This is a genomic window from Paraburkholderia sp. BGA-UO-ETr-F21 (assembly GCF_059567925.1).
Map to the genome: position 1 here is coordinate 773,721 of NZ_JCAQOY010000037.1, position 14,947 is coordinate 788,667.

Annotated in this window: 13 protein-coding genes; 4 read left to right on the forward strand and 9 right to left on the reverse strand. The window is 63.0% G+C overall.

Features of this window, described 5'->3' with window-relative positions:
* Positions 1 to 5: 5 nt before the first annotated feature.
* The 7 genes from AC57B1_RS27145 to AC57B1_RS27175 form a co-directional block, all read right to left on the reverse strand.
* Positions 6 to 923, reverse strand: a complete 918-nt coding sequence (locus tag AC57B1_RS27145; RefSeq protein ID WP_408342432.1) for a hypothetical protein — start codon at positions 921 to 923, stop codon at positions 6 to 8.
* A gap of 56 nt (positions 924 to 979) precedes the next feature.
* Entirely contained in the window at positions 980 to 1,747 is a 768-nt protein-coding gene (locus tag AC57B1_RS27150) for a MetQ/NlpA family lipoprotein (protein ID WP_496419331.1), read from the reverse strand.
* A 23-nt stretch (positions 1,748 to 1,770) separates the two neighbouring features.
* The gene (locus tag AC57B1_RS27155; RefSeq protein ID WP_496419204.1) at positions 1,771 to 2,853 is read right to left on the reverse strand and encodes a formylglycine-generating enzyme family protein; all 1,083 of its coding nucleotides are present in this window, start codon (positions 2,851 to 2,853) and stop codon (positions 1,771 to 1,773) included.
* Positions 2,854 to 2,860: 7 nt separating this feature from the next.
* The gene (locus AC57B1_RS27160; RefSeq protein ID WP_496419205.1) at positions 2,861 to 4,807 is read right to left on the reverse strand and encodes an arylsulfatase; all 1,947 of its coding nucleotides are present in this window, start codon (positions 4,805 to 4,807) and stop codon (positions 2,861 to 2,863) included.
* 159 nt (positions 4,808 to 4,966) lie between these two features.
* On the reverse strand, positions 4,967 to 5,509 hold the full coding sequence (locus AC57B1_RS27165) for a hypothetical protein (protein ID WP_496419206.1): 543 nt from the start codon (positions 5,507 to 5,509) through the stop codon (positions 4,967 to 4,969).
* Positions 5,510 to 5,624: 115 nt separating this feature from the next.
* Entirely contained in the window at positions 5,625 to 6,272 is a 648-nt protein-coding gene (locus AC57B1_RS27170) for a response regulator (protein ID WP_408299984.1), read from the reverse strand.
* Positions 6,273 to 6,274: 2 nt separating this feature from the next.
* On the reverse strand, positions 6,275 to 7,684 hold the full coding sequence (locus AC57B1_RS27175) for a cache domain-containing protein (protein WP_408342440.1): 1,410 nt from the start codon (positions 7,682 to 7,684) through the stop codon (positions 6,275 to 6,277).
* 259 nt (positions 7,685 to 7,943) lie between these two features.
* Between AC57B1_RS27175 and AC57B1_RS27180 the strand changes: the two genes are divergently transcribed.
* Together AC57B1_RS27180 and mctP are read left to right on the forward strand one after the other, a co-directional pair.
* Positions 7,944 to 8,141: a DUF3311 domain-containing protein gene (locus AC57B1_RS27180; protein ID WP_091807142.1), complete on the forward strand. Its 198-nt coding sequence runs from the start codon at positions 7,944 to 7,946 to the stop codon at positions 8,139 to 8,141.
* The gene (mctP, locus tag AC57B1_RS27185) at positions 8,138 to 9,625 is read left to right on the forward strand and encodes a monocarboxylate uptake permease MctP (protein ID WP_496419207.1); all 1,488 of its coding nucleotides are present in this window, start codon (positions 8,138 to 8,140) and stop codon (positions 9,623 to 9,625) included. Before AC57B1_RS27180 ends, mctP begins: the two co-directional genes overlap by 4 nt.
* A 152-nt stretch (positions 9,626 to 9,777) precedes the next feature.
* Here mctP and AC57B1_RS27190 read toward each other — a convergent pair whose 3' ends face one another.
* Entirely contained in the window at positions 9,778 to 10,728 is a 951-nt protein-coding gene (locus AC57B1_RS27190; RefSeq protein ID WP_408185151.1) for a LysR family transcriptional regulator, read from the reverse strand.
* 310 nt (positions 10,729 to 11,038) lie between these two features.
* Here AC57B1_RS27190 and AC57B1_RS27195 point away from each other — a divergent pair, with 310 nt between their 5' ends.
* A complete protein-coding gene (locus AC57B1_RS27195) occupies positions 11,039 to 12,484 on the forward strand; it encodes a putative bifunctional diguanylate cyclase/phosphodiesterase (protein ID WP_496419208.1) in 1,446 nt (481 codons plus the stop codon).
* Positions 12,485 to 12,540: 56 nt separating this feature from the next.
* On the opposite strand, the gene AC57B1_RS27200 is transcribed toward AC57B1_RS27195, so the two are convergent.
* Positions 12,541 to 13,773, reverse strand: coding sequence for an NAD(P)/FAD-dependent oxidoreductase (locus AC57B1_RS27200; protein WP_496419209.1), 1,233 nt, complete (start codon positions 13,771 to 13,773; stop codon positions 12,541 to 12,543).
* A 358-nt stretch (positions 13,774 to 14,131) separates the two neighbouring features.
* Between AC57B1_RS27200 and AC57B1_RS27205 the strand changes: the two genes are divergently transcribed.
* Positions 14,132 to 14,941 (forward strand): DUF3348 domain-containing protein, encoded by an 810-nt coding sequence (locus tag AC57B1_RS27205; protein ID WP_496419210.1) that lies wholly within the window; start codon positions 14,132 to 14,134, stop codon positions 14,939 to 14,941.
* Positions 14,942 to 14,947 lie beyond the last annotated feature (6 nt).

Consider the following 14,947-nt stretch of genomic DNA (forward strand, 5'->3'; position numbering starts at 1 on the left):
TCTGGTCAATGATCCGCACCAGAGAGATAGGCTTCGGTGTTCGATAGGGAAGAGGGCGTGCCGATCTCCGACTCGATAGCGGGAAGTGGTATGGGAAGCGGTGTGCGAAGCGGTGCGCCAAGAAGCGCTTTCGCGCGTTGATAGGCCTGAGCGAATCCACGCAATTCCTGCGTCACCGGACGATCCTCCAGGCGGCGGCGCGAGAGCGCTTGCTCAATACTGCGGTCGGTCAGCGCGAGCTGGCTGTCGATATAGTCGAGGCATAGCTGTCGGCAACGCGCGGAAATGCCTGCCACGGCCAACAGCGCCGGCACAATGGAGATCGTCAGAAAGCCGCCCGGCGGAATACGCGCCAACGCGACAGGCGACTCGAACAGGTCTTTGCGCAGCGATTCGAATACGGCACGACCCCATATTTCATGTTCTCTTTCGAGATCACGGCGGCGGCGTGCCAGAGCGTCTCTCGCCTTTGCGTCTTTTATCTCGCCTTGGGCGACCATCAATGTCGCGTCCGCGCGCTCACCTTCCTGAATACAATCGGCGCCAATATACGAGGCGCTCTGATTGCGCCCGGCGAGCACCAGATGTTGGAGCCTGTCCGGCACGAGCGGATCGAGCGGCACCACTTCGCACATGAGCGGCTTGCCGTTCAGATGAATGGCGCAGCGTCCATCTTCTGCGAGCGCGGGGCAACGCGCCAGAGACGGGTAATCGTAGCCCTGCGTCATGATGCTGAACGTGTCGCCGGCGCGATGAAGCAGCGTACCCGCAATCGACTCGAAGGCGGCGCTATCAGCCTCGTCGAGTACGGCTTCGTGCCTGCCGACACGTATGCGTTCACCCAAGCGCCTGCGCGGCACACGGCCAATCGCAATGCAGCCGATGAACCGGTCGCGATGCCGGAACAATTCGGGCAACGACATGGCAGGCGGACTGTTGCAACATTTGCCGCACGCCGTGCACGCGAACGAGAAAGCGTTCACCACGGCCGGCGCACCGAATCCTGATAGCGCGTCAGAATGAAATGCGCGACGTCGTCCGAATGGTAAGCAGCCACCAGTTGCGCGACCCAAGGCTTCGTGCGATCGGCTTCGCGAACTGTCAACACGTTGGCGTAGGGCGAGCGGGCATCTTCGAGGCCGAGACTGTCGCGCGCCGGATAAAGGCCCGCGCGAGCCGCGTCATCGCTATCGATTACGGCAAAGGCTACGTTGTTCAATGTGTCGAACAGACGCGCGCGCGGCACCTGGCGGATCCGCAGATTGAGCCGGTTGCTCGTGATGTCGGCGAGCGTCGCGTGCAGACCGGCGTTGTCCCTGAACGTCAGCAGCGTGAAGTTCTGCAGCAGGATCAACGCACGCGCGGTGCCGTCCCGGTCGTCGGGAATGGCGATCGTCGCACCTCGTTGCAATTGGCCGAGGTTCGTCAGTTTGCGCGAATACAGGGCGACGGGAAACGTCACGGTGGTGCCGACACTGGTCAGCGCATAGCCGTGCTGTTTGCGCTCTGCGTCGAAGCGCGGCTCGTCTTCGAAACTCGCCACATCGATCTGCTTCGCGGCGAGCGCGGCGTCGATGCGCTCGGGCTGGTCGAATACGACCACGTCGAGCGTGAGTCCGCGGCCGGCCGCGACACGGCGCACTTCGTCCATGATCTCAGCGTGCGCACCTCGGCTGACGCCCACTTTGATGACTTGCGACGCGGCAGCCTGTACGTGCTGACCCAACGAAGCAGCCATCAGCAGCATGACCGTTGCAAATAGCCGCGGCTTCATGACGCGTCCCTCAACACCGTACGAAAGCCGATATGCGACGCCGGCAAGTCTGCTTCCTGCTGTTCGCGCGACGCCGCCCGATAGCGCACGCAATAGTCGCGCGAGCACAGGAACGAGCCGCCTTTGATGACCATCGGCGTATCGTGCTTGCGGCTGAGCGGCGCGACCGCCGCAGTATCGCCGTTGGTATGGGATTGGTGCGGACCGCTATAAACGTCCCTGGTCCATTCCCATGCATTGCCGATCATGTCATAGAGCTTGAAATCGTTGGCGGCATAGCAGCCGACAGGCGCAAGACCGACATGACCGTCCTCGTTCGTATTGAGTACGGGAAATACGCCTTGCCAGTAATTCGCGCTCGGTTTGCCGTGTTCGTCGCGTGGCGCCGTGTCGAGGTCCGCACCTTCGCGGCCCGCTTTGCCTGCGTATTCCCACTCGGCCTCGGTCGGCAGATCGCGGCCGAGCCAGCGTGCGTAGGCCAACGCGTCGGCTTGCGTGACCATCGTCACCGGCTGGTTCATGCGGCCTGCGAGCGTGCTGCCCGGTCCTGTCGGATGATTCCACGCGGCGCCTTTCACCCACGTCCACCAGGCGAGATCGCGTGCGTTCATTTCGTCGCGAGTCGGGATGTGAAAGACCACGGCGCCGCCTTGACGCTCGGAGTCGCTGACATAGCCCGTGGCTTTGACGAAGGCCGCGAACTGCGCATTCGTCACGTCGGTCTGGTCGATCCAGAACCCGGCGACACGCGTCCTGCCGTCGCCGGCGGGACGCTCGTCTTCGTAACCGAGCTTGCTGCCGAATACGAAGTCGCCGCCATGCAGATGCACCATGCCGGCTTTCGGATCGTCGCGCCACCGTGACGGCAGGCCTGCGTAGCGCTTGCATTGCTGCTCGGAGCCGAGCGCGGCCAACGGGCGCGCCGCGTTGAGGTTGTCGAACGCGCTTTGTTTGCCGCCGCTAAAAACCGCGGAAGCGGCCGTCGCGGCGGTGAAAGCGGCGGCGAACGCAAGCGCGGCGATCGCCGCGTAGGCGCCATAAAGCGCCGCGCGTCTTTTCAGCTTGAATCGAACGGTCATTGCGCGCTCAGTAGTAACCGCGCGGACGCAAGGGCTCGACGCCGCCGACGCTGCTCATATAGTTGTTCCACTGCTGCACGAGACCGTCGATGACCGAAGGATTCTGCGTCGACACGTCCTGCGTTTCGCCACGGTCGGCGCTCATATCGAACAGTTGCCAGTGGCCGTCCACGGGGCCGAGGGGCGGTTCGGTCCACAACGCTTTCCAACGGCCGTCGGCGCTGCGCAGATAACCGCGACCATACGCTTCGTCGCCGAACGAAGCGGTGTGCACCGCGCTCGTGGCCTGATCGTTCAGCAGCGGCAGCAGCGATTGCCCGGTCACCGGATACACGTAGCGATTGTTGTAGACCACCTTGCCCTTGTTCTGGTCGACGCCGGTCAGCGTATTGATGAGCGGCGGCGCGGCCTGCGTGGGCGGCGAAACCTGCGCAACGGCGAGGAAGGTCGCGGTGTTGTCAGTCACGTGCGTGAAGTCGCGCAGTGTCGGCTTCTGGGCGGTCTGACCTGGCAGATGCACGATCAACGGCGTGGATACGCCGCCTTCGCCCGAATAACCCTTGGTCAGCCGGAACGGCGTGGCGCTCACTTCGGCCCAGCGCAAACCGTATTGCAGACGTTGCGCGTTCTGCTTGCCGTTGTCGGTGCCGAGTGCCGAATAGATCGGGTCGGCGGCGTTGGCGGTGTCGGTCGCGGTCGGGTCGGCGCCGGAGTCGATCGGCCAGCCTTCCGCGCCGTTATCCGACTGGAACATGATGAACGTGTTGTCGTACTCGCCGATATCCTTCAGATGCTGGATCAGCAGACCGATGTTGTGGTCGAGGTTTTCAACCATGCCCGCGTAAATTTCCATATAACGGGCCTGAGCCTTCTTCTCGGCGGGCGAGAGGCTTGCCCACGTCTTATTCACCGTGCCCGGGCCGTAGTCGGTATAACCTTGCGCGGCGCTATGCACGGCGCTCACGTATTTCGCGTTGACCGTGCCGTTGTTCACGGTGGCCGCGGTGGCGACGAGCGTTTCCGATGCGCCGCCATACGGCACGAAGTCGTTCGGAATGATGCCGAGCGCTTTTTGTCGGGCAATGCGTGCATTGCGGATCGCGTCGTAACCGGCGTCGTATTTGCCGGCGTAATTGTGCAGGTAAGGTTCGGGGACCTGCAGCGGCCAGTGCGGCGACGTGTAGGCCGCGTAGGCGAAGAACGGTTTGCCGTCGCCCTTGTTCGAGTCGATGTACGAGATCAGGCGCTGCGTGTAGAAGTCGGTCGAATAGAACACCGCGGGGCTGCCGCCCGTGCCGCCCGGTTGTCCCGGTTGGCCAGGCTGCACATATTTGCCGTCTTCGGTGTAGTTCTGCGAGTTCGCCGGTTCATGCGCGAAGTGATTGGTCGCGGCGCCGCCGAGCAGCGCGTAGCTGTGTTCGAAGCCCCATTGGTCGGGCGTCTGTCCGCCGCCCGTGGTGCTGCCGACAATGCCCGAACCGATATGCCATTTGCCGGCCATGTACGTGTGATAACCGCCGTCCTTCAGCAATTGCGCAACGGAGAGCGCGCGGTCGTTGAGATAGCCCTCGTAACCCGGCAGCCCTTTGCGCTCATCGGTCGGCACACCCATGGTGCCTTCGCCGACCAGATGGTGATCGGTACCCGAGATCAGCATGGAACGCGTGATCGCGCAGACGGCGCCCGTATGGTGATTCGTCAGGATGCGGCCCGATTGCACCAACGCGTCGAGGTTGGGCGTGTTGATTTCACCGCCGAACGCGTGGATGTCGGAATAGCCGAGGTCGTCGGCCATGATGTACAGAATGTTCGGTCGTTTCTGCGCGACAACGGGTGCGGGCGTCGGGCCGGGCAGATTGTCGTCGCCGCAGGATGCGAGGACGACGAGGCTGGCCACGGCGGCGCCGATCATGCCAAGACGAAGAGAGGGGCGCTGCGATCGTTGTGTTGTCATTGTTCTGCTGACCGGGTATGTCGGGTCGCCGATGGTAGCAATGACGTCGAAACGGACAAAGTTTGATTTCTGCGTTGCTATGTTCGATTGTCGATATAGGCGTTGCAGCGTGATACCGGGTATCACGCGCGCTTGGCTATCGGCAGCCGCAGTGTGTGGTTAGTTGCCGGGATCGAGCACGGGTCGGTCCGGATCTGCAAGCGTTTTGTAGGGGAGCTGTGCAGCGTGCGGATCGTTCGTCGTGTCGTCGATCACGCGCTCGACGTCCGCGGTTTTCGCGAGTTCGGAGAGGAAGGCCTGTTTGTCGAAACCCGGCGCGACGCACCCTTGCACGTAGATGAATCGACGTTGCAGCGTTAGCCATAGCGTCGATTGTTCGCGCCAGTGCGTGGCGAAGTTGATGTTAGCGAGGCGCCGCTGCACGGCGTCGGCGATTTCCGCGTCGTACAGGTATGCATTCGACAAACGGCAGCGGCCTTCCACCCAGCAGCTGTTGCCGCGCTCGATCCGGTAATGGCTGTCGTCGAGCCATTCCTGCGCGGTTTCGAGCGGACCCAACGGCACCGGACAGTCGCCGATCGCTTTGGAGATCTGAAAGAATGGGTCGTGACCGCGATTGAGGCGGGCCGCTTCGGCGTACGCATGACTGGTGGCGAAGCAGATCAGCAGGCTCGCCAGCCGCAATGGGATCGAGCGTTTCATCCTCATCAGCTCCAGGTGTCGGGCGTTGAGTGGATCAGACGGAACGACGGCCGTGCTTCGAGTGGAGGCGGTGCTGATTGTGCGGGTGCTTGGCCGGCATGCGCCAGTCAGGACTTTACCGGGTCGTACGCCGGTTCTCGACCGCGAACTTGATCAACTCCGCCTGGCCTTCGATATCGAGTTTGCGTTTCAGGTTGAGCCGATGCGTTTCCACCGTACGCACGGAGAGATCGGTGCGTTGAGCGATCTGCTTACTCGACAAACCTTCCGCAAGCGCATCGAGAATATCGCGCTCGCGCGGCGTGAGCCGTTCTACGGGCGCCTGCATTGCCGAAGCCTGAATCAGGCGCGCGCCCAGTCCTGCACTAAAGAACTGCTTACCTTCGAGCACCGCGCCGATTGCCTGAATGATTTCGGTGGCGGGCGAGTCCTTGAGTACGTAGCCACTTGCGCCCGCGCGCACCGCCTGGGTCACGTATTCGAGATTGTCGTGCATCGACAGCATGAGAACGCGAATCGCCGGGAAGCGCTCGTGAAACATGCCGGCCAGCACGATGCCGTTCATCCCGTTCATGCCGACATCCATCAGCACGAGATGCGGCTCCGCACTCGCGGCGAGCGCGAGCGCTTCCTGCGCATTGCCGGCTTCGCCGACGACTTCGAGATTGCGCACCGCTTCGAGCCGCGCGCGCAGACCGTCGCGCACGAGCGGATGGTCGTCGACGAGAATCAGACGGGCGATAGCGGGTGAGGTGTCGTTCATGGTCAGGTTTCCTGCAAGGCCGGCAAAGTCGGCTCGGTCGAGCCCAGCGGCACGCGCGCGGTGACGAGAGTGTGGCCGGCTTGTGAGCTGAGCGACAACGTGCCGCCCAGCGCTTCGAGCCGTTCGCGCATATTGCGCAAGCCCACGCCCGAGCGCCGGCCGACGAAGGCGTGTGCCACGTCGAAGCCGCGTCCGTTGTCGGCAATGGTGAGCGTAACGGCGTCGTTCGACACTTCCAAAGCTAACGCCGCGCTCGACGCCTGCGCGTGCCGCACGATGTTGGTCAGCGCTTCCTGCGCGATCCGGAACAGGACGGTGTTGACCGTGTCCGGCAAAACCGCGGCATGGGTATGCGCGATCTGCGTGAAGCCGATCTCGATACCGGATTGCTCGCTGAGTTCGCGCGTCAGTTGTTCGAGCGCGGCGGCCGCGCCGAGGTCGTCCAGCATCGACGGACGCAGCGCGTGAGAAATGCGCCGCACTTCGCGCAGCGTGTCGCCGAGGCGCGTGAGGCTGGTCGTGAGCGCGGCCTCGGCCGCGGGCACGCGCACTTCGCTGCGCTCGAAGCGCGCCAGCGCGGATTCGAGCAGCAGCTTGACGGAGACCATCATCTGGCTGATGCCGTCGTGCAGTTCACGCGAGAGCCGCGCCCGTTCGTTTTCCTGCGACTCCACCACCTGCTGCGCAAGCCGCTTCAGCTTGGCGTCCGCGCTGCGATACTCGGTGACGTTGAGCACGAGCGCGCACAGCGCGATCACGGCGAGTCCCGCCACGGCGATCGCGTCGATCCATTTCATCGTACGATCGATGTTGGCAGCCGCGCCTTCGTCGATATGCGCGAGCGTGCTATCCACGTCGTCGAGATAGATACCGGTGCCGATCATCCAGCCCCAGCGCTCCAGCGGCACCACGTAGCCGAGTTTGGACGCCACCTTGCCGGTCGACGGACGATGCCACAGGTAGCGCACGTAGCCGCCGCCGCGCGAAGCGGCGGCGAGCAGTTGCTGGATCGTCAGCGTACCTTGCGGGTCGCGCAGCGCCCACAGGTCGCGCCCCACGAGGTCGGGCTCGCGCGGATGCATCAGCGAGCGGCCATGCATGTCATACACGAAGAAGTAGCCGTCCTTGCCGAAGTCCATTTTCTCCAGGATCTCCAGCGCGCGCGTGCGCAGCATCGCGTCGTCGCGCGCATTGTCCTGGCCGGCGTTGTAGAGCGGCGCGATCGCGGTGGTGGCGAGCTCGACGTAATGCTTGAGCTCGACTTCCTTGCTCGCCATGTACGCAGCTTGCGTGGTCGCGTGCTGCGTCTCGGCAAGCGCTGTGGCTTCCTGACGCACACCGAGTTCGATGCTGGCGATGGCGGCCAGAAAGGGCACGATCGCCAGCAGGACAATCTTTGCTTTGAGTTTCATCGTTGAAAACACAGCCGACGGGCTACGTATTATTACGTAGCCGGCTTACGTAGTTGCGCGCTTGTGAGGACGCTTACGAAGGCGAATACTACATCCCCGCGGCGTAATGCGCCTTGCGGGCGCTCACGCCTGCCGCCGCGCGCATGGCGTGGCGCAAAGGGCACATCCGGTTTTGCCGTCTACTGTCAGGTAACCGGTTTCCGCGTGCTGCACCACGAGTCGTGGCGCGCGGTTTCAATAATAGACTTAGGAGAAGTTTGTGGAGACCTCCCAACCTGCCGGCCGTTCATGGCTATGGCTGATCCTGCTGATCCCGTATATCGCGTTGTTGTGGCTGCCGTTCTATAACGACACGCGTCCTTCGTTCGCGGGCTTTCCGTTCTTCTACTGGTATCAGTTCTTGTGGGTGCCGTTGACCTCGCTACTGATTTACATCGTGTACCGAGGTGTCAAATGAGCGAAGTGAATCCTGTGAATCCGGTTGCGATGACCGTCTTTATCGCGTTCTTTGTTCTCGTCACCGTGATCGGCTTCTTTGCCGCGCGCTGGAAACGGGGCGATCTGACCCAGTTGCACGAATGGGGCCTCGGTGGCCGCCAGTTCGGCACGGTCATTTCGTGGTTTCTCGTGGGTGGTGACTTCTATACCGCTTATACGGTGATCGCCGTGCCCGCGCTGGTCTATTCGGTGGGCGCGTATGGCTTCTTTGCGCTGCCTTACACGATCATCGTCTATCCGTTCGTGTTCGCGGTAATGCCGAAACTGTGGAAGATCGCGCATGCGAAAAACCACATCACGGCAGCGGACTACGTGCAGGGCGAATACGGCGGCAAGTGGTTCCCGGCAGCGGTCGCCTTGACCGGCATTGTCGCGACCATGCCGTATATCGCGTTGCAACTGGTGGGCATGCAGGTCGTGATCAAGGGGCTCGGCGTGACCGGCGAAATGCCGCTGATCGTCGCCTTCGTGATTCTCGCGCTCTACACCTACGCGAGCGGCCTGCGGGCGCCGGCAATGATCGCGTTCGTGAAGGACATCATGATCTACATCGTCGTGATCGCGGCGGTGTGGCTGATTCCGGCCAAGCTCGGTGGCTACGCGCATGTGTTCGACGCGGCCGATACGTATTTCAAGGCCAAGGGCGGCGCGACCGGCATCATTCTGAAGCCGACGCAATTCACCGCGTATGCGTCGCTGGCTTTGGGTTCGGCGCTGGCGGCCTTCATGTATCCGCATACCATGACGGCGGTGCTGTCGTCCTCGTCCGCGAATACGGTGCGCAAGAATGCGATCTTCCTGCCGGCGTACACGCTGCTGCTGGGCCTGATCGCGTTGCTCGGCTATATGGCGATCGCGGCCGGCGTGCATGTGAAGTCCGCTTCGGACATGGTGCCGGCGCTCTTCAACACGCTGTTCCCGTCGTGGTTCGTCGGGTTCGCGGCGGCGGCGATCGCAATCAGCGCGCTGGTGCCCGCGGCCATCATGTCGATCGGCGCGGCCAATCTGTTCACGCGCAATTTGTGGCGTCCGCTGGTTTCGCCGAATATCTCGCCTGAAGGCGAGGCTTCCACGGCGAAGATCGTTTCGCTCGTCGTGAAGTTCGGTGCGCTGCTGTTCATCGTGTTCCTGCCGACGCAGTACGCGATCGACCTGCAACTGCTGGGCGGCGTGTGGATTCTGCAGATTTTCCCGGCTATCGTGTTCTCGCTGTACACGCGTCGTTTGAATACGACGGGCCTGTTCCTCGGCTGGCTGGTCGGCATTGTGATCGGCACGAGCCTCGCGATCATTCAAGGGCTCAAGCCGGTGTATGCACTGCATCTCGGTGACGCGGTCTATCCGGTCTATATCGGCCTGATCGCGCTGGTGGCCAATATCGTCGTGAGTTTTGTCGTATCGGTTCTGTCGCCGCGCAGAGTAGTGGCTGCAGCCGAAGCCTGACCGACTCACGGTCTGGTCAATGAACGCCGCGGACTTTACTGTTCGCGGCGTTTTTTATTGCGGGTTCGATCTGGACACGCGAGCTGACCAGGTATGTCGCGAGCAGGCCCAGCGCTGCGCCCGGTTCGTATTGAACGGGCGCGCGTGGGCCGCTAAACCAGTATTTCCACCGAATGCGTCGCGCGCAGCGTGTCCGGCGTGCGCGCCCACGATTCGTCGCGGATCGTATCGATCAGGCAGTCGATAAAACACATCGCCGCAGCGTCCGAAGGTTGACCGGCGCGCGTGATGATCCCGACCATCGACTCGTCGAGCTGCTCCCGCACGGGGATCGCGCATAGGCCCTCGCGGGCCGCGCACAATTCGATGAGCGGCCACGGAAAGATGCTGACCATGTCCATGCGCTTGAGCAGCGGCAAGGCGACGGTCAACGAGTGAAGGAAGTGAATACTGCGCGGCGCGGGCAAGCCGTGCTGCAGGAACATCCGGTACGGCGCCTGCCCTTCGGTTTCGGGGTCGAGCGCGACGAGCCAGTCGAGATCGAGCAGATCGGTTAGTGAGCGGCTGTTCGCGCGCGGATGATCCTGCCGCGCGACGATGGCGAGGCTCGAAGAAAACAGCGGCCGGTAGTTGAACTCGCAGTTAGTCATCCCTGGCGTTTGCCTGCCGACGAAGATGTCGAGGCTGCCGTCGCGCAAACGCGGGTTGGCGATGGCGATCAAGCCTTCGAAGACGTTGAGCTGGATGTCCGGCATTCTTTCGCGAAAACGCGCGACCGCCTCCGGCAAAAACGTCATTGCAACCCATGCCGTTACGGCAATCGAGAGTCGCCCGTTTGGATCGCCGCGCATTGAATCCACGGCCTGATGCGCGCGCGCCATCTGCGCGACGATAAGCCGCGCATGGGCGAGCAGCGTCTGCCCGCATTCGGTCAGTGTGACGCCCGACGAAGTGCGGGCTACGAGCTGCATTCGTACGGCTTCTTCCAGATACTGAAGGCTTTGAGTGACTGCAGCGGGTGACGAATTGAGCAGTCGCGCGGCCCCGCGGACGCTGCCCGCGTCCGCAATGGCGACAAGCGCACGTAGCTGGTGAATTTTCATTTTTGATTGTGTGGTTCGTGCGGCGTGCAGCAAAGTGTTCAGCTTTGCTTTACGCGTTCACTCGGACGACCCGTTTTCGTGCGGGCGATGCCGGGATATCGTGGCGGCACTGTTATGAATGCCCCCCCGAGGTGTTCACGCCGCGCAGCTTGTTCAAGTCTCCCTGCTCCGGCCCTGTCTGTCAATTCGTTATGCGCGTTGGCAATGCGTCACTCGTGCACAGCGGCCCGAAGGGTCGATGCTGGCGCGATTGGTCCACCCCTTTCCGGCCGTTCTCCCCGGACGAAGTGTAAAGTGCAGGAGTGCAAAGATGACTCACCCAGCGACCAACAGCCGCATGCAAGCGCGTGCAAGCGATTCAATCTCCTGTTTGCCTCGCGACGAGGCCGCACGACCCATGCGCTGCGGTGCGAGTACCGTTCAGCCGGAGCCTGTTCACCACGCCGGCTATGCGTTGGTCCTGGACTCGCTCACCCGTTTGCACAATCGCGTCTACGTTGCTGAGTGCCTTCAGCATTTACTAAAATCGCCGCGCGCGGCACGCATTGCCGTGCTGTTCGTCAATCTCGATGGCTTCAGCAAGATCAACGATCATGGCGGTTACGATGTCGGCGACTACGTGTTGCGTGACATCGCGGGCCGGCTCAAGGGAGTGATCGGTGAACGTGGTCTGTTGGGGCGCATCGGTGGCGACGGGTTTCTCATCGTCGTCGACGACCGCGGCAACCCGCTGACGATCTGCGCCTACGCGCGCCGGATCTTCGAGCTGTTCACCGCACCGATCGAGGTGGGCGACAGTGAATATTACGTGGGCGTGTCGATCGGCATTTCCCGCTCCTGCGGTGAAGCACGCGACGCAGCCGCACTGATTCGCGACGCCGGTCTCGCGATGAGCCACGCGAAGCAGCACGGCCGGAACCGTGCGCAATACTTCACGGCTGACATGCAATGCGAGCTGCAACGCCGCTTCAGGATCGAAGCGTTGTTACGCGGCGCACGGGCGGCCGGTGAACTCAAGCTCGTTTATCAACCGATCGTCGACAGTGCCTCGGGCGAGACGGTCGGCGCGGAAGCTTTGCTGCGCTGGACCCATAGCGAGTTGGGCGAGGTCGCTCCCGCCGAGTTCATTCCGGTTGCCGAAGAAGCCGGTCTGATGGAGAGCATCGGAGACTGGGTGCTGGAACAGGCTTGCGCGCAGGCCGGGCAATGGCGCTGGAGCCTTGCGCCGCAACTCGCTGTCTCCGTCAACATTTCGCCGCTCCAGGTCAACGAACGCTTCGTGCGGCACGTTGCCGCGTGTCTCGAGCGCAATGGGCTCGATCCATCGGCGCTGCAACTGGAGATAACGGAAGGCATGTTGTTGCCGAATGACCCGGTGGTGTCGGCGGCCACGGCGGCGCTAGCGAATCTCGGCGTCAAGCTCGCCATCGACGACTTCGGTACGGGCTATGCGTCGCTCTCCTATCTGAAGCGCTTTGCCTTGCACAATCTGAAGATCGATCGCTCGTTCGTCGCGGGCCTGCCGCACGATCGCGATTCGGTCGCGATCGTGCTTGCGCTCGTGACGATGGCGCACGCATGCGGCATGACGACAACAGCCGAGGGCGTGGAAACACACGAGCAGGCTACGGCTCTGTTCGAGATGGGTTGCGACATGCAGCAGGGTTACTTCTTCAGTCGTCCTGTAAGCGCGGCGGAATTCGGCGGCGCGTTGTCCGCCGCCGATCTCGGCAATAAATGGTGCGCCGTGCGGTAGCAATCCATAACGTACAAATAGAGCTGCCGGTCTGTTGCCACTGGCGTGGCTTGCCGTTAGAAGCGCTCCACGCTGAACGGCAGCGGGTCCACGACGGTGGCTTCGCCGGTCATCATTTCGGCGACGAGGCGTCCTGTGATCGGACCTAGCGTGAGTCCATGATGTGCGTGACCGAACGCGAACCATAAGCCGTCGTGCTTTTTCGCGGGCCCGATGATCGGCATCATGTCCGGCGTGCAGGGGCGCCGGCCCATCCACGGTTCGGCATCCAGACGTTTGCCCAACGGAAAAAGCGCGCGGGCGGCCGGCTCGACGGCGGCGAGCTGCGTCGGCGTTTTCGGCGCGTCGAGGTGGGCGATTTCCGCGCCCGTCGTTAAGCGGATGCCGCGTGCCATGGGCGCCAGCACGTAGCCTTTTTCCGCGTCGAGCACCGGCTGATGCAGGCGGGCCGCTCCCTGCGGCGCGTAGTGCATGTGATATCCGCGTTTGACGGCGAGCGGCAAGCGATAACCCAGGCGCGCGCTCGCGCGATCCGACCACGGCCCCAACGCCACGACAGCGGACGCTGCCGAGATCGTGCCTTCCTCCGTATCGACTTGCCAGCCTTCGCGAAGCGTATCCGCATCGCCGATAAAAAACCGTCCGCCCAGCGCTTCGAAATACTTCGCGTACGCGGTGACCAGTGCGTTCGGGTCGCTCACGGAATCGGATTGCGGATAGCGCACGCCACCCACGAGCGTCTTGTCGAGATCGGGCTCGATCTGCTGCAGGCGGGCGGCGTCGAGCGTTTCGAACTGGACCTCGTATTCCCTGCGCCAGCGTTCGGCGACAAGCGCTTCCTTCTCGAGAACCGCTTCGGTGCGAAACACCTTCATCCAGCCGATCGGGCGCAGTAGCGCGCTTGCGCCGGCGTCGGCGGCTAGCGCACGGTGCTCGCTCACGCAATGCTCGATCAGTGTCGCATACGACTTCGCAATGGCGGCGTGCCTCGACGGATGAGAGTTGCGCCAGTATCGCCACAGGAAGGGCGTGGTCTTGAGGATGGCGTCGGCATGGTAGCGAACGTCCGGCGACTGATTGCGCGCGTAGCGAAGCAACGTGCCGAGCCCACGAGGAAACGCATAGGGATAGACGCCTTCGCGCTGAATCAGGCCTGCATTGCCGAACGACGTCTCATTGCCTGGCAGCTTGCGATCCACCAGCGCGACCTGGCGGCCGCGTTTCTGCAGATGCACGGCAATGCACACGCCGACAATGCCCGCCCCGAGCACAACCGTATCGAATTTCATTCTATTGACGTGCCTCGCCTGAAGTCACTTTGTTCGAAGATTTCCGCGATCCAAACGTCCGACATTCGGGTCGCGCGGCGCCGAGCGCAGGCGCAATGAAGCGAACGTTTATCTTACATGGAGTCGTCCGGATCTCAATCCGAACCCGGCATCACGCAATGCATGCGCAAGAACCTTGCGGCGACCGGGGGCGTCGCGCTTCAGCGCGCCGCGCAAGCGGCTGGAGCAGCAGGCTGGAAGGCCCGTCGGCAGGGCGTTCGGCACGATCCAATGCCTTTTGCGCACGGCCGACGGATCGCACGGCAGCCGCCCCGGTCCCGTCAGCGTGTAAACTGCTGACTTTTTTGACTCCGGTGGTATGTTGCAAGCCCCCCCGCGCACCGCGCTCAGCGGCCCGGCGCTCATTCGCTTACTGGCTCGCCTCGCGGATGCCGACATTCCCGAATCCAGGCAGTCGCTCTCGGACCGGCTCAGCCAATGGCTCGGCTGGACCGACGCCATCGCGCTGTCCTCGGCGCTGAACGGCAATCCGCCTGCTGTCGCGGCCGGCGGTCGAGTTTTCGGCAGCGCCGAAGAGGCGGACTATGTGCGCGCGCGCAGTTCGCTGGCGAAGGCGATCACGGGCGACAGCGTATTCGCTGCCGCGCGGCGCCATGGACACGCGCACGGACATGGACACGGAGCTGCTCACGCGCCGTCGCGGATTGCGCCCACGGAGCCGGCGGCCGACTACGCGGTTTTTCGTCAGCGCTATCTCGCCCTCCAGCAGTCGATGGAAACGGGCATCGGCAATCTGCGCGGCCGTCTGCGAGCCATGCTGGCGGCCAGAACGCCCGCCATGGCGCGGCTCGCGGTGGTGGACGCGGTCATGGAGCGCGCCCTGAGCGAACGTGAGCGCAATCTGCTGGCTGCCGTGCCCGGGCTGCTCGCGGGGCACTTCGAGCGCTTGCGCGCGGCCGAGCAGGCGGTACTTACCGCCGCCGAGGCCGAGGCCGAGGCTGCGGCCTCGGGTGACTCTGCAGGCGACGCCACCGGCGACGCAACGCCGGTCACGCCCGGCGCATGGCTGAACCTGTTCCGCAAGGATATGCAAAGCGTGTTGCTTGCCGAACTGGATATTCGTTTACAACCGGTCGAAGGGTTGCTCGCCGCCCTTCGCGCCAGCTAACTGGGA